This window comes from Burkholderia sp. MSMB1459WGS (assembly GCF_001534535.1).
In the GTDB taxonomy this organism is placed as follows: Bacteria; Pseudomonadota; Gammaproteobacteria; order Burkholderiales; family Burkholderiaceae; genus Burkholderia.
The window spans coordinates 23012-42078 of sequence record NZ_LPMU01000057.1 but is presented as its reverse complement, the minus strand read 5'-3'; the positions used below and the strand labels follow the sequence as shown (position 1 = coordinate 42078).

14 protein-coding genes and 1 tRNA gene are annotated in these 19067 nt (G+C 63.7%); 3 read left to right on the top strand and 12 right to left on the bottom strand.

All coding sequences use genetic code 11. The features are described 5' to 3' along the window. Positions 1-123 precede the first annotated feature (123 nt). The gene (locus WT97_RS21300; protein ID WP_060354349.1) at positions 124-1233 is read left to right on the top strand and encodes a fatty acid desaturase; all 1110 of its coding nucleotides are present in this window, start codon (positions 124-126) and stop codon (positions 1231-1233) included. Between the two features lie 31 nt (positions 1234-1264). Here the strand turns inward: WT97_RS21300 and WT97_RS21295 are convergent, their stop codons facing one another. The 12 genes from WT97_RS21295 to WT97_RS21240 all read right to left on the bottom strand — a co-directional run bounded on the left by WT97_RS21295 (position 1265) and on the right by WT97_RS21240 (position 16203). Beyond that, entirely contained in the window at positions 1265-1888 is a 624-nt protein-coding gene (locus WT97_RS21295) for an HAD family hydrolase (protein ID WP_060354348.1), read from the bottom strand. A gap of 123 nt (positions 1889-2011) precedes the next feature. Next, entirely contained in the window at positions 2012-2884 is an 873-nt protein-coding gene (locus WT97_RS21290) for a hypothetical protein (protein WP_060354347.1), read from the bottom strand. A gap of 51 nt (positions 2885-2935) precedes the next feature. After that, positions 2936-3592 carry a TerD family protein gene (locus tag WT97_RS21285; protein ID WP_006482759.1) on the bottom strand — a complete coding sequence of 219 codons (657 nt, stop codon included), beginning with the start codon at positions 3590-3592 and terminating at the stop codon, positions 2936-2938. A 99-nt stretch (positions 3593-3691) separates the two neighbouring features. Then, a complete protein-coding gene (locus tag WT97_RS21280; RefSeq protein WP_059791372.1) occupies positions 3692-4708 on the bottom strand; it encodes a DUF475 domain-containing protein in 1017 nt (338 codons plus the stop codon). Positions 4709-4751: 43 nt separating this feature from the next. Continuing rightward, positions 4752-5492, bottom strand: coding sequence for a VWA domain-containing protein (locus WT97_RS21275; protein ID WP_059504010.1), 741 nt, complete (start codon positions 5490-5492; stop codon positions 4752-4754). Positions 5493-5512: 20 nt separating this feature from the next. After that, positions 5513-6616 (bottom strand): toxic anion resistance protein, encoded by a 1104-nt coding sequence (locus tag WT97_RS21270; protein ID WP_060354346.1) that lies wholly within the window; start codon positions 6614-6616, stop codon positions 5513-5515. Positions 6617-6959: 343 nt separating this feature from the next. Further along, positions 6960-8297 (bottom strand): hypothetical protein, encoded by a 1338-nt coding sequence (locus tag WT97_RS21265; RefSeq protein ID WP_060354361.1) that lies wholly within the window; start codon positions 8295-8297, stop codon positions 6960-6962. 45 nt (positions 8298-8342) lie between these two features. Beyond that, the gene (locus tag WT97_RS21260) at positions 8343-8606 is read right to left on the bottom strand and encodes a PAAR domain-containing protein (protein ID WP_027784933.1); all 264 of its coding nucleotides are present in this window, start codon (positions 8604-8606) and stop codon (positions 8343-8345) included. A 9-nt stretch (positions 8607-8615) separates the two neighbouring features. After that, positions 8616-10097 carry a virulence factor gene (locus tag WT97_RS21255; protein WP_179949802.1) on the bottom strand — a complete coding sequence of 494 codons (1482 nt, stop codon included), beginning with the start codon at positions 10095-10097 and terminating at the stop codon, positions 8616-8618. Then, on the bottom strand, positions 10094-12355 hold the full coding sequence (locus WT97_RS21250; protein ID WP_060354345.1) for a hypothetical protein: 2262 nt from the start codon (positions 12353-12355) through the stop codon (positions 10094-10096). The genes WT97_RS21255 and WT97_RS21250 overlap by 4 nt, the downstream gene beginning before the upstream one ends. Before the next feature lie 23 nt (positions 12356-12378). Next, positions 12379-15156, bottom strand: coding sequence for a type VI secretion system Vgr family protein (locus WT97_RS21245; protein ID WP_060354344.1), 2778 nt, complete (start codon positions 15154-15156; stop codon positions 12379-12381). Positions 15157-15573: 417 nt separating this feature from the next. Further along, complete coding sequence (locus WT97_RS21240) at positions 15574-16203, bottom strand: LysE family translocator (protein WP_060035869.1); 630 nt, start codon at positions 16201-16203, stop codon at positions 15574-15576. 342 nt (positions 16204-16545) lie between these two features. On the opposite strand from WT97_RS21240, the gene WT97_RS21235 reads away from it, so the two are divergent. Together WT97_RS21235 and WT97_RS21230 are read left to right on the top strand one after the other, a co-directional pair. Continuing rightward, positions 16546-18726 (top strand): TonB-dependent siderophore receptor, encoded by a 2181-nt coding sequence (locus tag WT97_RS21235; RefSeq protein ID WP_060354343.1) that lies wholly within the window; start codon positions 16546-16548, stop codon positions 18724-18726. Positions 18727-18783: 57 nt separating this feature from the next. Continuing rightward, positions 18784-18874: transfer RNA gene (locus WT97_RS21230), tRNA-Ser, on the top strand. Positions 18875-19067 lie beyond the last annotated feature (193 nt).

The following is a 19067-nucleotide window of genomic DNA, read 5'->3' as shown; positions in this document are numbered from 1 at the left end:
CCGGCCAACGTGGCCCGAAATGACACCACCATTGGCACCGCCGGCCCTCGCATGCGCTCCGCCACGCGCCTATGCTTGTCACATCGGCATTGCGCCCTACTCTTTCCGCACGGATTCCGGTCGATGAGCCTACCCGCACGAACCGTCTTTCGAAACGACGCCGACAAGGTCGCGTACGTCCGCCGCGAAGTCAACGCCGCGAGCGACGCGATCCGCGCGCGCTTTCCGCTGCTCGACAACCAGAACCTCGTCGGCGCGACCGTGATGGCCGTGTCGGTGAGCGCGATGCTCGCGATCGCATGGCTGTATGCGCGCGGCGCGATCGCGTGGTACGTCGCGCTGCCGCTCGCCGCGTTCGTCACGTCACTGATCCACGAGCTCGAGCACGACCTGATCCATCTGATGTACTTCAAAAAGACGCCGTGGGCGTATCACCTGATGATGGCGCTGTGCTGGCTCACGCGGCCCGGCACGATCAACCCGTGGACGCGCCGGCGCATGCACCTGCATCACCACAAGGTGTCGGGCGGCGAATCGGATCTCGAGGAATTCGGCATCACCAACGGCGAACGCTGGGGGGTGAAGCGCCTGCTGATGATCGCGGACGGCATGCTCGCCGTCGTGCTGCGGCCCGCCGCGATGCGTCGCAAGGTGAAACAGTACGTGGCCGCGCAGCCGGTGCAGGATCCGTCCGAGCGCCTGCAGTTGCGCGTCGAGCAGGTGTCGTCCTACATGCCGATCGGCCACCTGTACTACACGCTATGGCATGCGTTCGTCGTCTATCACGTCGGCCTGTTCGCGCTGCATGCATTCGGCTACGCGGTGACGGTGCCGGCCGTCGTCGAGCACGTGATGCGCGTCGTCGATTTCCTGGCGGTGGTGTGGCTCGGGCCGAACTTCGTGCGCAGCTTCTGCATCAACTTCGTCAGCTCGAACATGCACTATTTCGGCGACATCGATTCGCGCAACGTGATCCAGCAGACGCAGGTACTGAACCCGTGGTGGATGCTGCCGTTCCAGCTGTTCTGCTTCAATTTCGGCAGCACGCACGCGATCCATCACTTCGTGGTGCGCGATCCGTTCTACATCCGGCAACTGACCGCGCGCACCGCGCACGCGGCGCTGCGCGAAGTCGGCGTGCGCTTCAACGACGTCGGCACGTTCGCGCGCGCGAATCGCTGGGGCGGCTATCGCCCGTCTCGCGACACGCACCCCGCGCAAGTCGACGCGTAACGCCGACGGCGCGCGTCAGCGCATCGGCGCTTCATCGATCGCCGATCGGCGGCATCGGCCCCTGCCCGCGGATCCACGACCAGTTCGCGAGCTCGGCCATTTCCTTGTCGCCGCGGCTGTCGCCGTATGCGAACAACTGCTGCGGCGGCCGGTCGCCCCACCATCCGCGCAGCCGCACGACCTTCTGCGGCCCCCAGCAGTTCTCGCCGTCGAGCCGTCCGGCGAAGACGCCGCGCTCGAACGCGAGCCGCGTCGCCAACACGGCGTCGAAGCCGGCCGTCTTCGCCCACTTCTCCAGATACAGCGACGGCGACGCACTGACCAGCACGACTTCATGCCCGCGCGCGCGATGCTCGCGAATGCGCTCGAGCATCTCCGGACGCACGAGGCTCGGCAGATAGCTGTCGACGAACCTGCGCGCCTGCGCATCGAGCGCGTCTTCGCGGATCGGCCCGAACGCGAACGATGCGAACTTCGCCTTCGCGTCGCCGCGCGACAGCAGCCCGGCCTTCATCGCGACGATCCACGGCAGCGCCCGCAGCCCGGCCCACGCGAAACGCGGCGTGCCGACCGCATGGCGGACGAAATGGCGAAAGCTGTCGGTAGTCGTGATGGTGCCGTCGAAATCGAAGGCGGCGACGATGCGGTCGGTCATGGAGAATCGGCGGGAAAGCGATGAGATGCCCGGGAAGATAGCAGACTCACGGCCACGCGCGTGAAACCGTGGCGCCCGACACGAGACCGCGCGCGCCGAAGCGCATGCGCTCGTATCGTTCGCTCAGCGCGACGGCCGCGCGGCCAGCGCCGCCGGCAGCACGACGTTCATCAGGTGATCGGCGCGCGACAGCAGGTCGGTCACGCGCTCGTCGAGCCCGCGCAGTTGCGCCGGCTGCATCCGGATCTGCTGCACGGCCTGCCCGACGATGTTGCGGCGGTCGAACAGCGTGCGCTCGACGCCCGAATCGTCCGGCGCCCGCACGACGTCCGACACCGCGCTCAGCGCCGCGAGCACGACCACGAGGTTCTCCTCCGCACGGCGAACCTCCGCGGCGAGCGCCTCGGTACGGCGCGGGAAAAAGCCGAGCGACTGCTTGAGCGCGCCGAGCGCCGCGCGGTAGTCGACATGGCCGGACGCCGCACCGAACCAGCGTTCGAACATGCCGGCCTTGCGTGTCGCCTGCGCGAGCAGCCCCGCCATCATGTCGGCCGCGCCGAGTTCGTTGAATTCGCGCGTCGTCGCCGCGACGGCCTCGACGAGGTTGCCGGCCGTCTCCAGCGCGCCGTCGCCGATCGTCGCGACCGTCGCGAGCTTCAACGGCACCAGTTGCCGGATATGCCGCTCGATGCGCGACGCGTAATCGGGATAGAGATTCGGAAAGCTGGCCTGCGCGGCGCGGAAGCACGCTTCGAGCTGCGGATGATTCGATTCGCCGAACAGCGCGCGGCCGACCGCATCGGCGGGCGCCGTGCGCACGGCTCGATCGGACGCCGGCGCCGGCCCGAAGTCGAGCGCCTGGGGTGCAGACCGTGCCGACGCACGCGCGACCGGCGCACCAGGCGCGGCCGGCGCGTCGAACGCAAGACGCCCGGGCGTGCGCTCGGGCGTCGTATCGAACTCGAGCCGCTTCGGCTCGTCGGACGGATTCGTCATCGCCGCTTTCTGCCCGGCGCGGCGGGGTGCCGCGCGCCGGGCTGCCGCCAGTCAGACCGCGCCGCCGTACGCGCGGACGAAATCGCCGAGGCCGCGGTTGTAGCCCGCGCCGACCGCCTTGAACATGAAGTGGCCGTCGCGACGATAGAAGCTGCCGACCTGCACCGACGTCTCCATCGAGAAGTCTTCCTCGAGCGCGTACTTCGCGATCACCGCGCCCGACACCTCGTCGGCGATCTGGATGTAGCTGTTGCGAACCTGCCCGAAATTCTGGCGGCGCGCTTCGGCCTGGTCGATCGTCACGACCACCGAGATTTCCTCGACGTCGGCCGCGAGCTTCGTCATGTCGATGAAGATCACTTCGTCGTCGCCGTCGCCGCTACCCGTGCGGTTGTCGCCGCTATGCACGACGCCCAGGCATTTCGACGAAGGCATTCCGCGCTTCGGGAAATCGTCGCCCGGCTGGATGAAGGTTTCCTTGCGCTCCATCGTGCGCACTTCGCTGTTGTAGAACACGAAATGCTGATCCGAGATCAGTTTCGGATTGCTCTGCGCGTCGTACTTGCACAGGAACACCGACACGTCGAGATCGAAATCCGTGCCCGTGTCCGTCGCGTTCGCGTCCCAACCGAGACCGATGCGGAATTTCTGCGTGCCGGGCGCTTCCTTCGACAGGTTGACGCGACCGCCTTTCGACAAATTGATCATCTGAACCTCTTCTGCTGGAACCGCCGTTGCGCCGGCGGCGATGCCGGGCCGCCCGCGGCGGCCCCTTCGTTGATGCTGTTCGCGCCGCGTGACGCGCGCTTACTTGCCCGCCACCACCGCGCGGTCTTCCTTGCGCTGCACGACGATCGACGACCACACGGCCGCGGCGATCATCGCCGCGCCGATCAGGCCCGTGACGACCTCCGGCACCTCGAATTTCACGCCCAGGAACATGATCGTCGCGAGCGCGCCGATCGCCCAGAACGCGCCGTGCTCGAGAAAGCGGTACTGCGCGAGCGTGCCCTTCTTCAGCAGCACGAGCGTCATCTCCCGGATGTAGGCCGCGCCGACGCCGAGGCCGAGCGCGATCAGGAAGATGTTGTTCGACAGCGCGAACGCGCCGATCACGCCGTCGAAGCTGAACGACGAATCGAGCACTTCCAGATACATGAAACCCGCGACGCCTTCGCGCACCACGCGCGTGCCCGTGTCCTCGCCGCCAACCAGGTCGCCCACGCCGTGCGCGATCACGAAGCCGATCACGCCGAACGCGCCCGCGAGCAGGAAGCTCACCTGCTCGGCCGCCGGCACGTAGAACGACGCGACAATCACGATCGCGAGCGTCAGCGCCACCTCCAGCGCGGTGATGCGGCCGAGATGACGCATCGGGCCTTCGAGGAAGCCGATCCAGTGCTCGTCCTTCTCGGTGTCGAGCATGAACTTGAAGAACACCATCAGCAGGAACGCGCCGCCGAACGCCGACACCTCGTGATGCGCGGACGTCAGCACCGCCGCGTACTTGTCCGGCGATTCGATCGCGAGCGTCAGCGCATCCCACAGGCCGATGTGGCCGATCACCGCGACGATCAGCAGCGGGAACACGAGCCGCATGCCGAACACCGCGACGGGGAGGCCGAACACCATGAAGCGGTTGCGCCACTTCTCCGACCAATTCTTCAGCACCGATGCGTTGACGACCGCGTTGTCGAGCGACAGTGAAATTTCGAGCACGCACAGGACCGCGACGATCAGCATGTCCTTCACGCCGCCGAGGAGATAGGCCGCGATCAGCGCGAGCGCCGTGAGCGACAACGGGATCTTGAAGTCTTTCAACATGATGGGGTAATCGAGTTCAGAAAAATGGGCAGGCGGCACGCGCTTACTTCGCGCGTACCCAGTCGCAGAATTCCTGCGTGATCAGTTGTTCGTAGATCTGTTCGTCGCTGAGGTCGAGCGATTCGAGATGCAGGAAGCCGACGTTCGGCATTTCGTCCGCGACTTCCGCAAGGAAGTCGAATTCGCTCGGATCGCCGACGCCGACGAGCGACCAGTACAGCGGGAAATGCTGCGATTCGGCCAGCAACTGGCGCACGCGCTTGCGGTCGTTCTTCGGGTTCTGGCCGTCGGTGACGAACAGCACCCACGCGGGCAGATGGCCGTTCACGGGCGCCGAAGCGGCCGGCGCGGACGTGTCGTCCGCACCGCCGAACAGCCGGCTCAGGAAGCCGCGCTTTTCCTCGCGCTTCGGCTCCGGCGCGCGGAAGAAGAAGTCGACGATGTCGTTCATCACCGGCGCGTACTGCGTGCCGCCCCACTTGTCGATCCGCGCGTTGAGCACGTGGTCGGAAATGTACGAGCCGTAGTTGTCGGGCGTCGCGGTCGGCAGGCGGTCGTAGCCTTCGGTGAAGGTCCACGTGTCGACTTCGCCGTTGTCGTCGAACTTCAGGGCGATGCCGAGAATCCGGTCGTGCGTCTCCTGGATCACGCCCGACTGGTACAGCGGCTTCGCGGAGCCCGAGATGTCGAGCGCCGCGCCGACACGCACGACGGGCGGCTTCAGGATCTGACGTTTTTCGAGGACGATCGCGACCTTCGCCGCGCGTTTCTCAAGCGTAATCATGCAGTGTTCTCTCGGTTCTCTTAGTTGTGCTTCGGAGCGAATCGGGTGATCAGGTCCTGTTCGAGCTGGCGCAGGCGCGGCGCGTCCTGCTCACGCTGGCGTCGGCCGTCGGCGATGATCTGCGTGATGTCGTCGAACGCGCCGAACAGCTGCTGCTGCGCGTATTCGAACGTGTCGGTCGAGATCACCGGACGCTGGCCGAGCTTCGCGACTTCCTGCGCGTTCCGGCGATTCAGGTCGGCCTGCGCGCGGATCGCCTCGTCGGCCGCGTCGTACGTCGCGTTCGCGAGCGCCGCCGCGCGCTTCGTGCCGAGTTGCTCGAGATAGAGCGCGAACGCGTTGGTCCACGCGGGGATCAGCACGGTCTTGATCGTCATGAACTTCGACGTCAGCGTGCGTTTCTGGTCCTGCTCCATCCGGATCTGCGGCGCGAGCTGCTTCGACAGCAGCATCGCGCGATCGAGGTCGTCGAGCTTGCTTTCGAGTGCGTCGACCTTGCGCTTCACGTCGAGCAGGCGCTGCGCGGCGAATGCATCGTCAGCCGGCTGCTGGCCGGCCGCGAGATGCGCGCGCAGCGTCGCGAGCGCCGTTTCGCCGTGCGCCTTCGACTGCGCGAGCGCCTGGTGCAGCGCGTAATTGTCGTTGTACATCCGCTCGAGCTCGTCGATGCCGGCCTTCTGGCGCTGCGCATGGTTTTCGAGCTCGACGACGAGCGTGTCCATCCGCTTGCTCACCGATTCATATTGCGACAGCAGCTTCTCCTTGGTCGAGCGAAACAGCCGCGTGACCTGCGTGAGCAGCCCGCCCTTGTCGGCGCCGCGCGGGTCGAGCCCCTTCGCGGTCGCGATCAGCTCGTTGAGCTTGTCGCCGAACTGGTCGGCATCCGACGCGCGGACGCTCGCGAGAATTTGCTGGGAGAAGGCGGCGATGCGCGTGCCCTGCGTCGCGCCGAGCTGGTCGATCTCGTCGACGGTGATCAGGCGCGCATGTTCCGTCGGCGACGCTGCCGATGCCGGCACGACGACGTTGGCGACGGCGGCCGGCACGGCGACGGGTGACGAAGACGAGGTGGACGGACGATCGCTGACCGCATCGGATTTGTTGTCGTCGAATAGCGGCTTCATGTGGCTACCACGTTTCCTTTTCTGCTTTTTGCTACGTGTTGTCGTGCGCGCGAGGTACGTTCGCGCGATTGCCGTCGTGCTCTCTCACGGGCGGCAGACGGACAATAAAGGGGGACGGTGCGGTGCGTCAAGCCGGGCAATTCTTTCAATTGCCATACGATTCGTAAGACATGCGATAGGAATTCCGATACGGCCTCCGACATGTCAGGACCCGTGCCTTGATGGAGCGCGAATCCGGATTTCCCCGTGCACATCGGCAAAGAGAAGCGGAAAGTTTTTTGAAAGAATCGGCCTCTCGCTATTCCGCTGATTGTTACAGATTGCTTAACGCGGGTGTCGCGTCCTAGTACGAGTAGCCTTGCGACGTCGGGCGCGCGTCGTGACGGCGGCCCCACCACGGCAAGTACGCGTTGTTCTCTCCGCGTGCGCGGAACCAGTCCTTGTCGGGATCGATCGGCGTCAGCTTCGACGGCGCGACGACGACCACGGCCGTCGGACGCTCAGCGTCGGTCGTGCCCGCCACGAGCACGTTTCCGCCGAGATGATTTGCGCGGCCGATCGCGAGCGCCACATCGGTCAACGCCGCGCCGGCCCCCATGTCACCGAGCAGTGCCGACGTGTTGAAGGTCGCGCCGCGGAGGTCGCTTTCCGGCACGGCTTCCGCGAGCCCTTGCAAAAGGGACGCGGCCCTTGCCGAAGCGGCAGCGCTGCCCTTGCCTGCATCGTGGATAACGTAGTTCAGCGACGAGACCGTGACGCCCGCATTGGCTGCGGCTGCGTCGATCGTCGACTTCCATGCCGGCACCGCGCGGCTCCCGTTCTGCTTCGCGTCGAGATCCTTAACGCTGCCTTGCGCCGCCTTGCCGATCCATGCCAGCGGTTCGCGCTCGGTCTTTAAATCCGGGCCCGCGAGGAACAGCACCACCATGTTCTCGTTGATCTGTTCGTCGTGCGGGGGAAAACTTGGTGCGTCCCAGTTCATCACCCACACGCTTTTGTCGGGATGCGCGGCCAGATAGTCCAGCGCGGCGTTCAGCGACGTGAAGCCGGCATTGCCGTGGCCCGGCGTCACGTGCACGTCGGGCGGCGTATCGCGGATCCATAGATTTTTTGCGGAGGGGTTGCCGATTTCATACATGCTTACCATTTCGTCGCGCAAGAACGCGCCGGCAGCTACCGGATCGAGACGGTCGGCAGGAAGTGCAAGTTCGACACGCACCCCGGCCAGTTCACGCCACTCGCGCTTGTACTTCGAGCCGATGGTGTAAAAATAATCGGGGTTCATCACGTAGCGCGTCCGAAACAACACAAGAAGTTTGCTGACGTATTTTTCATAGAACCCGGAAAACGTCTCACTTCCCCAGTTACCGTCCGCGACGATGGAAACCGCCTGCAAGGTCGAGTATTTTTTGGGGTTTGTGCGCACCATATCGTCGTTGGCATTCGGCTTCACCAACCCCAGCGTCCACAGCAATTGCCACTCGGTCGGATAGTCACGACGCTGCAGCGGATTGAGCCATTCAAGTCCGACAACTTGAGCAACAAATGGCGCGGCAGACGCACCTTCGACGGATTGCGTCGATGCAGCGCGCGTCTCAACCCGCAATGGCGAGCACGACAAGAGCGTCGCCATCACGATCGAGACGCACCCGATACGTCTGGCAAGAGTGAAGCAGTGCATGAATACCCCGATCGAACCGGCCAACCCGCGCGCCGGTCCGCAAATTCATTCCCGTCCGGACGACGCTAGACTCGAAATCAGCGTTGCACCGCACGATGTCTTGTGACCATCGAATGCCGCCGGTTTCCCGTCGACGATGACCTGCGGATCGCCTTCGGCGATAAAGCAGGCCTGATGGCCCGCGATCGGGCAGACACACGTGTCACCGAGCCGGGCGACCGGCCGCCCCATCACTTCGCTGACCGCACTGCCGGTCACGACCTGACCGCCGTGGCTCGTTGCGTCGCCGACCCGAATGATGCCGCGCATGCGCGCTCCTTATTCCGAATAGCCTTGCGATGCCGGACGTGCGTCGTGACGGCGCCCCCACCACGGCAAATACGCGTTGTTCTCGCCGCGCGCGCGGAACCAGTCCTTGCCGGCGTCGATCGGCGTCAGCTTCGAAGGTGCGACGACGACGACTGCCGTCGGATGCTCCGCGTCGGTCGTTCCGGCTACGAGCACATTTCCACCGAGGTGATTCGCGCGACCGATCGCCAGCGCCACATCGGTCAGCGCCGCACCGGCGCCCATGTCACCGAGTAGCGCCGATGTATTGAAGGTCTGCGTACGAAAATCGTATTCCGGCAGTACTTCCGTCAGCGTCTGCGACAGTGACGCAATGCGTGTCGATGCAGCATCGCTGCCCTTGCCCGCATCGTGCACGATGTAATTCACCGACGACACCGGCACGCCTGCATTACTTGCCGCCGCATCGATCGTCGACTTCCATGCCTGCACCGCGCGGCTCGCGCCTTGCTTGGCCTCGAAATCCTTGACGTTGCCTCGAGCAGCCTTGCCGATCCATGCCAGCGGCTCACGCTCGGTCTTCAGGTCCGGACCGGCAAGGAACAGCACCACCATGTTCTCGTTGATCTGTTCGTCCTTCGGCGGGAAACTCGGTGCGTCCCAGTTCATCACCCACGCGCTTTTGTCCGGGTGGGCGGCCAGATAATCCAGTGCCGCGTTCAGCGACGTGAAGCCGGCATTGCCCTGCCCCGATGTCACATGCACATCCGGCGGTGTGTCGTGGCTCCATAAATTTTTAGCCGACGGATTGCCTATTTCGAAAAAATTAACAATCTGATCTCGCAAATGCGACGACGCCAACTCAGGATCGAGTCGACCAGAGGGGATTGCCAGTTCGACATGCATGCCAGCCAATTCTCGCCACTTCTTCTGGCTATCCGAGCTAACTGTGTAAAAATAATCCTCATTTGTGAAATATCGAGTCCGAAAAAGCACCAGCAACTCATTGATATACTTCTTATAAAACCCGGAAAACGATTCACGCCCCCAGCGGCCATCGGCCACGATAGAAATCGGTTGCAATGTTGAGTATTTTTTGGGATTGACCCGAACCATGTCATCGTTGACATTCGGCTTTACTAGGCCGAGCGTCCACAATATCTGCCACTCGGTGCTGTAATCCTTGCGCTGCAGCGGGTTCATCCAGCCAAGCCCGACGACCTGAGCCACGAATGGTCTGGACGCCCCGGCTCCGGTAGCTGGAACCGCCTTCTCGTTCAATGAAGCCGCGACTGCTCGCGGGCTCGCAATCACCGTTGTAAATGCAAATACCATGATTGCTACAAGTCCTGGAACCAGGACTAACCGCTTCATCAAAGTTCCCATGCTCAACAATGCTCCTGTCCGCTCATCAGACGCAACCAATATCAAAACCGATACACCCAGCGCAAGAAGCAATGCACCGCCGGCGACTCCGAATCGACGCGACCATGTAGCAATGGCCGATCTCATAAAATGCCTCCAAGCTTCAGGAAAAACCCGCCATCTCTTTCGTCGTGTATCTTGGAAGGCATTTTTGCATGATCATCCTTAACAACCCAATCCTGCAAAAATAATTTTTCACATTTTCCAGTTATAATATATTCCGCCATCTTACCATTTTGGCCCTCATCCCCCAAACTATTGGCAAATCGCCAATCAGCCTGAATCCTGATTTCCTCCAAATCCGTCTCAGTCAGATAACAGAGCCCAATTGCCACATCATAAGCCAACGCCTTCTCAGCATGGTCCTTGTTGGTCATGATGGTCGAATGGTTCGTTGGATTATTCTTGTCCCCGCCGTTCAGAATCTGAAATATCTCGTTGTTCCGCCATTCGGTATAGTCAGCGCTCGCTGCCCCCGGATTGTCCTCCCCGACCACATTTCCGAACTTGTCCACCCATCGACGGTTTCCGGATCTGCGCGCTTCCATCCGGAGAATGGAATGATCCTCATACCGCTGCGCAGCTTCGGATGCAGTATCCCCCTGCGCCTTCAGCGCATCACCCTCAGTCTTGAATTTTTCCGATTTCGCGTCGAAGTTGTCGTACGGATCGTCATCGCGCTTGTTCTCCTTGTTGGCGTCACGCGCGGCCGACGGCGGATCGTAACTCTCGTTGAAGCTCCCTTCCTTGATCGGTTTCCCTTGCGCATCGCAAGCGCCCGATGGTTTGCCATAACGGAACGCCTGCGGGAGGAAGCGAGTCTCCTTATCGAGCATCGGTGCCGTGATCGGGATTTCCCAGTCTTTTGGCGGATCGGCATTGACCTTCATATCGGTCAAATTAAACAGATAGAGGGCGGGACTCGTTATCAGCGTCATGAACTTCGGGAACAATCCTTCATTGGAATGCATACCTCGTCCAAGACCATATCGCGCAGGCGGTGATGGCGGATACCAGAAACCTTCCTTCTGGTTCTTGTCCTTGCGCCAGTCGTCCAGCCAATACCGATAGAGCTTGTTCTCTCCGCCCACCTCGAAATTCGACGCGAATACGCGTTGCGAAAAAACACCCCACCCGTTCGTCGCACTGATTTCATCGATACTCATCCCGCGCCAGCCGATTCCCTGAACGGTCAAGGCCGAAATGACCTGATCGTGCGGGCAGCAGTACAGCGTCACTCTCCCGTAAGTGTTCTTCTGGTACAGCCCATGCGCCTCCCGGTCCTTGGCTGCGCTATAAGGTTTGCCCCCGTTCTTCGACGGTCTCGCGTTTTCCATCGCCCGATCGAGATCCTCCGCAGGCATCTCGAGCTCGGCCCGCGCACGCAGGATATCGAAGTACTCTCTCAGCGTTTCCTTGCGCGCGACATAGGTCTCGCGCCCCACGCGCCCGTTCTTGTCGCGCACCCCGCGCTGGGCCCACGAGTCGGTCATGTTGGCTTCGACGAGACTGTACGGGGGATTGGCGAGCACATAGGTGTCGGCCACGCAGCGCCCTTTCTTGCCCCACTGATCCGTCACCTCGGGCAACCGGTCACCGAGGAACGCTGCGGCGAGACCGATCATGTTTCCCTGGCTGTGGCACACGATCGTGATCGGTGCGTCGGCCTGTCGCTTGCGGATCGATTCGACCAGGCGTGCCAGCCGCAGTGCGCCAAGCACACCGTAAGTGCGCGGTGGCGTGGAGTAGATTTTTCGATTGCCGATGCCGTTCATGTGCTGGACGGTCAGCCACAGAAAAAGCCGATCGTTCAACCCGTCGTTCCACAGATCCGGCAGACTCGTACACCCGCCCGCGAACGGACCACCGCCCCAGTAATTCTTCTCGTTGAGCATGATCTTGTCGCCATACTCCTTCAGCTCCTCCGCATTCGCGGCATAGCCCCATCGAAAGTGGATGACAGGCGAAAAGGACGGATCGGGCTTGATGTACGTCTTCGACGACATGTCCGGATTCAGGAAGCCGTCCGGCGTCAGGCTTTCGATATAGCTGACCGGCGTCATCTGCCCGGCCACCGGCCCCCAATGGAACAGCTGATCGTCATAACGCCCCATGCGCCGGTTCAATCCGGCACACAACCCCTTCTCGGCCTCCTTGAACCATTCCCCTTCCGAATTCACCCCGTGCACGAAAATGACGACGCCCGGCAACGGCATCTGCATCACGCACTCGAGGTCGTTGCGGTTGAACAGCGTCGTCCCCAGTCCACCGCCCACCGGAGTCTGCGACGGGTCGTCCGTCGACGGTTGCCCGCCCGGGTTCTGCGCAAAGTTGTAGTTCGACATGTTGTTTTTCTTGAAGACTCAACTCAGGTTCTAGACTTGAAGAAGCGAACCGCCAATTGTTCGAACTGATCGCTGCTGACTGGCGTCAGCTTGCCCTGCGCGTCGGTCTTCCCCTTGATCAATTCGCCCGACGCCTTTCGCACCTCGGCTTCCATGCCCTCGACCGGCTGCCCATCGGTGGCCCGGACCAGCTTCGGCACCCGCCCCAGCGAGCCCTGGTCGAACTTCGGAAAATCGGCGCTCATGCTCGCCGGCCCGGCCCACGTATGCGACGCCGACTTGACGGTGAAACTCCCCGGACACCCGAGCTCGATATCCCCGCCCTGCAGCTTCAGATACGCGCCGCCCGACGTCACGAACACGACCTGCTCGCTGGCCATACCCGCGAGTTTGCCGCCGCCCGCCGTCATCTGGATGTTCTTCGCCGAATCGATCTGCGTGTCGTCGTTCTGGCTCTGCAGCGCCACCTTTCCCTGGTTGGCGATCGCCGACACGCCGTCGCTGTGCGCGAACATCGCGACGCCATGCCCGGCCTGCAGGTTGATCCGCTGCCCGCTCGTGTACTGAAGATGGTTCTGCGCAACGACATCGACGTTGCCGCCCGCGTGGGTCGTCACGGTCTTCGGCGTGGCCATGCTGATGCCGGCCGGCGCGGTGATGCCGATGGCCGCCATCGACGCGCCTGACGACTCACCGCCGCCGGACGCCTCGCCATTCGGCCAGCCTTTCACCGTGGTCATGAGCGCATCGTGCGGTTGCGTATCGGGCGCCACGCCCTGATGCTGGCCCGCGTAGTCGCCGAGACTCTTGAACAGCTCGACGCATTCCTGCATCAGTTGCAAATACTCGTCCCGAGCGAGGTGGCCGTCGCTCGCGCGAAGTCGCTCCCAGGCCGAAATCAGCATCGCCTTGCCGCTGCGAATCGCCACGTGCGCATCGCTGCGCAATTCGGCGCCCTCGCCGCGCGCCGCCCCCTGCCCGTTGTCGCGCGGCTGCGTCAGATAGCCGAGGTTCAGCTGACTGTACGCATGCTCGCTTGCCAGCTGGCTGCTGATCTGCCCGGGCGTATCGTCGAAGCGGATCTGGTTGTACCGCTGCCCCTTGATCTCCTTCGTCTTCGTGCCGGAAAGATAGCGGTTGCCCGGCAGCGCGCCGGTATGGCTGAAGGTCGCCGGCATGTTCGGCCCGTTGGCCAGTACACCCATCACGACGAGCCGGTCCGGATCGCCGCCGATGTGACCGATCAGCACTTCCATCCCGACGCGCGGCAATGTATTCGCACCGAAACTCGGCCCGGCGAGCGCGCACGCGACGCGTACCGGCGCACTGTCGGACGGCGTACCGCTCGTGCCGGCACCCTGTGCGTGCGCATGATCGTCCGGGCTCAGTCCCTGGATCTGCACACGGATGCGGCCCATTTCATCGCAGAACACCTCCTCGCCCTGCGGCCCGACGACGACCGCCGTCATCGGATGCACGGGCGGCAGATCGACGTGGGGATCGTAGGCCGGCGTCAGCGGCACGCCGCGGCGCACGCACGAGAACGTGTTCTCGTAGCGCCTGTCGTTTTCGTCGCCCGGCTTGCCGCTCACGTCGGTCGGCACTGCGTTGAACAGCACGCGGCTTGCCGCGAACAGCGATTGCGCGCGTTCGTTCAGTTCCTTCGGCAGGTTGTTCCGCACGCAATGATGAAGCGACGTGACGACGAACTGTCGCTGTTCGGCCGGCAACATGTCGAGTTGCGGATGCTCCGCGAGCGCAAACCAGTGACCGACGGCCAGATCGCGCACATTGCTCACGCCGTCGACGGATTCGGCGCGCAGTTCATGCGCCAGCATCCGGTCCTTGCCGATCCGGTCGAGATCGGACGACGAATCCCCGGCATGCGGGATATCGATGACGACGTCGGCCAGCAAATGCCCGAGGTCGTTGCCGCCGTCGCCCTGATCGACGATCGTCGCCTGCTCGGTTTGCGACATCCGGCCGCTCTTGTAGTCCCACGTCGGCCGAACGATCTTGCCCGGGATCAATCGGCGGCTCGTCGCCCACAGCGTGATCGAGTCGCGCTCTTCGGTGGCGGCGTCGCGATGGTAGCGGACGGTGCCGGCGGCCGTCTGCGGCAACTTCATCGAGTCGTCGGCAAAGGCGAGCGTATGAACCGGCGTGTCGTGCGCATTGCCGCTCGCCCGTTCGCCGGCCTTGCCCGCCTTGACGAAGACGGTCGCCCCCTCCCGTCGCAACAGCCGCCGGATGAAATGCGCATCCGACTCGTTGACCTGCCTCGTGAGTTCACGCGCGGGATAACGCTCGGCTTGCAGACCGGACAGGTCGAACTCGAATGCGCCCGCGAGCGCCGAGCTGCGCTGGCGCCATTCCTGAAGCAGCACACTCAGGATGTCGGGCAGGCTCTTGGACCGGAACAACCGTGAATTGGTCCGCCGCTCCATCACGGACAGCACGTCGCGAATCGTCAGTTGGTAGCAGGTCAGTGAACCGTCCGATTGTCCGGTGCGAACGTCGGTGACGATGCCGTTGATGGTATGGAGACGCCCACGATCGGTCGTCATCTCGACGGAGACTGGCAGCCCGATGAAGCTGCGGATCGGCAGATCGGCCCGTGCCGACACGCAGGTCAAATGCCCCTCGATACCGGTCATCAACCCTTCGCGGATATCGGCATACTGGAGCGCAAGCACTTGCTCGAGCGTTTTCTGGGCGGGCCCCCAGTTCATGCGAACCGGCCGATTGTTCTGATCGACCACCCCCGACGCAAACGTGCGTAGCAATTCGGCTGTATTCACAGCGTGACTCTCAGGATTTTGTTTGACTTCGTTGTTCGGCGAGCAATCACGCCCGCTGGTCCGCCCTGGGAGTGCCGCCCGTCTGATTTTCGGCGAGCATAGCAAATTTGTCAGATTGGTGACGGCTTTTTGACAGGATTTAGAATCTTTTTTGCAAAGCCCACAACGGGCTCAACCCTTCACATTCTTTCGAAACGGGCCGTCCCGCCCCGCGCCCCTCGATCGTCGCTCCGGTCTCGTTCCCGTCCGTGCCCGCATCCCCACTACGCGCCGAACGAACGGCACCGCCAAGTGACGAATCGTGTACCTGCCTCGCCTGTCGATACCGACCAACGTCGCGCCGAAATACCGATCGCCGGCCCACGTCACTCGTCCTGATGGCACGACGCTACGCCGCTTCCCCGCTCCATCACCGCGTCAATGCACGGCCTTGCGATACAGCGCAACGTACCCCGCGAGCATCAGCAGCAGCGATCCGCTGATCCGGTTCAGCCACTTCTCCCCGGCCGCCTTCCATACGCGAACCGAATGCACGCCCAGCAGCGCGTAACCGGTCATCCCGATTGCGTCGATGGCGACGATCGTCGCCGCGAGAATCGCGTACTGCGGCGCGATCGCATGCGACCGGTCGACGAACTGCGGCAGCAGCGCGGACATGAACAGGTAGTACTTCGGATTGCTCATCGCGACGAAGAAGCTCTTCAAAAAAGCGCTCCGGCGATCGGGCGTCGCGGGCACGCAAGGCTGTGCAGCCGCGGCCCCGCGGCTCGACATCAGCATCCGGATGCCGACATACGCGAGCCACGCCGCACCGAGCAGCTTCAGCGTCACGAACGCCGTTTCCGACGCGTCGAGCAACACGCCGAGGCCGAACCCGACCAGCGCGACGAGTACGACGTCGGCGGTGACGGCGCCGAGCATGCCGACCATCGCGTGACGCAATCCGTAGCGCGAACCGTTGCTCATCGCGAGCAACACCGTCGGGCCGGGCGTCGCGACACCGACGGACAGAATCAGCGCAAAGGCGAGCAAGGCGGAGAGCGACATGGCGTGGCGTTCCTTTTGAAGAGAGCGGTGCGGACGGCATCGACACGATCGGCCCGACGGACCGCAACCGATACGGACGGTTTGTTACGACGAATACGGACTTCGCATGATCGCATGTCCATCCCGACATCCGCCGGGCGGTTGAGCACCGTCGCCGGTGAACGGCACCCGGTTATCTCAAATAGTGGACTGATCTTTCCGTAAACGACAATGATTCTCGTTTACACTAGACTCCGCCGCTCGATAGAAAAACACGTCCGCGACAGTACGGACGCGTCACGCCGCCCGGATTCCGACTCGCCGCCCCGGGATGGATCACCGACCACACCCGATTTGCGTCCCATGTCGACACGTTCGTTACCCGTCCGGCGTCTCACGCCGATTGCCTTCGGCATTGCGCTCGCCTGCACTTTCCCGGCCGCGGCCCGGGCCCAACAGGCCACTTCCGCCGCCAACGCAGCACCCGACTCCGCCATGCTGCCGTCGATCAACGTAACCGGCGCGGCCGAGCCGCTGCCCGGCGACCTCGCGCCGACCTACGCCGGCGGCCAGGTCGCGCGCGGCGCGGATTTCGGCGTGCTCGGCCGGCAAAAGGCGAGCGACGTGCCGTTCAGCATGACCACCTACACGTCGAAACTGATCGAGGACCAGCAGGCGCGCACGCTTGCCGACGTGCTCGACAACGATCCGGCCGTGCGCAGCGCCTCCGGCTACGGCAACTTCTCGCAGGTCTTCGTCATCCGCGGTTTCGAGCTCGCCGGCGACGACGTGTCGCTGAACGGCCTGTACGGCGTCACGCCGCGGCAGCTCGTCCAGACCGATGCGGTCGAGCGTGTCGACGTGTTCAAGGGCGCGAATGCGTTCCTGAACGGTGCATCGCCGAACGGCTCGGCGGTCGGCGGCGGTGTGAACCTGCAACTGAAGCGCGCGGACGACAAGCCGCTCACGCGCGTCACCGTCGACGGCGCCACGTCCGGCTCGCTCGGCACGCATGTCGACATCGGCCGCCGCTTCGGCAGCGAAGGCCAGTTCGGCGTGCGCGTGAACCAGTCGATCAGCGGCGGCGACACCGCCGTCGACGACGAGCGCCGCCGCAGCAACGTGACGGCGGTGTCGCTCGACTGGCGCGGCGACAAGCTGCGCCTGTCCGGCGACTTCCTGTATCAGCGGCAGCGGATCGACAACGGTCGCCCGGTCGTGCTCGTCAGCGGCAATCAGTTGCCCGCCGTGCCGTCCGCGACGCACAACTATGCGCAGCCGTGGAGCTTCAGCGAACTCGAGGACACGGTCGGCATCGTGCGCGCCGAGTATGACTTCCTGCCCGCGTGGACGGCCTACGTATCCGCCGGCGCACGCCATACGAACGAGCACGGCGACTACTACACGCCGACTTACTCGTCGTCCGGCACGACCGGCTCGCGCCTGAGCGTGCCGCACAAGGAAGATGCGCAGTCGGCCGAAGCCGGCGTGCGCGGCCGCTTCACGACCGGCCCCGTGTCGCACTTCGTGACGGCCGGCGCGTCGTTCATCCGCATCGACAGCCAGTCCGCGTACACGATGTCGAACGCGTTCCCGACGACGCTCTACGATCCGGCGCCGCTCGCGTCCCCGCCAACCGCCTATGCAGGCGGCGACATGAACGATCCGGGTACCATCACGAAGACCTGGCTGCGCAGCCTCGCGGTATCCGATACGCTCGGCTTCCTCGACGACCGCGTGCTGTTCACGATCGGCGCGCGGCGCCAGTCGATCTCGGTCGACAACTTCGACTACACGGGTGCGATCGCCACCGCCTACAGCGACGCGATCACGACGCCGGTGTTCGGTCTCGTGGTGAAGCCGTGGCGCAACGTGTCGATCTTCGCGAACCGCAGCGAAGCGCTCGCACAGGGCGAGATCGCGCCGAACACCGCACGCAACGCGGGCCAGGCGCTGTCGCCGTACCGATCCAAGCAATATGAAGCCGGCGTCCGCTACGACACCGACAAGTACGGCGCGTCGCTTGCGCTGTTCCAGATCGAGAAGCCGATGGCATATACCGATCCGGCGACGACCCTGTTCGGCGCCGACGGCACCCAGCGGCACCGCGGCATCGAGACGGCCGTGTACGGCGAGCCGTGGAAAGGCGTGCGGCTGATCGCGGGCGCGACGTATCTCGACGCGACGCTGCGGAACACGGCGGGCGGCGCGAACGACGGCCACCGGCCGATCGGCGTGCCGTCGTTCCTGCTCAACGCGGGCGCCGAATACGACGTGCCGATGCTGAACGGGCTCACGCTGACCGCGCGCTGGATCCACACGGGGCCGCAGTACCTGGACGTCGCTAACACGATGTCGATTCAGGCGTGGGACCGCGTCGATCTCGGCGCGCGTTACGCGACGGACGTGTTCGGCAAGAAGACGACGTTCCGCGCGACCGTGCGCAACGTCGCGAACAAGTCGTACTGGTCGTCGACGATCGGCGGATATCTGACGCAGGGCGACCCGCGCTCGGTGTGGCTGTCGGTGACGACGGATTTCTGACGGGCGCCGAAGGGAGTGGCGGGCAGCCGCCAGAGTTTGCTATACTCTCGGTCTTCCGGAGAGATGGATGAGTGGTTTAAGTCGCACGCCTGGAAAGCGTGTATAGGTTAATCGCCTATCGGGGGTTCGAATCCCCCTCTCTCCGCCAGAATTCAATGCCCGCGCCAGCGGGCATTTTCGTTTCCGGAGAAAAGCAGGCCGATGGTTCGGCTTGCGCGGGGATTCGATGGAATTCGCTCGCGAGCGAATCCGCAGCCCGCGCTTGTTTGGGCGAATCCCCTCTCCTCGCCGGAAAGCATGAGGCCCCCGATTTCCCGAGAAGTCCGAGGGGGCTTTTCATT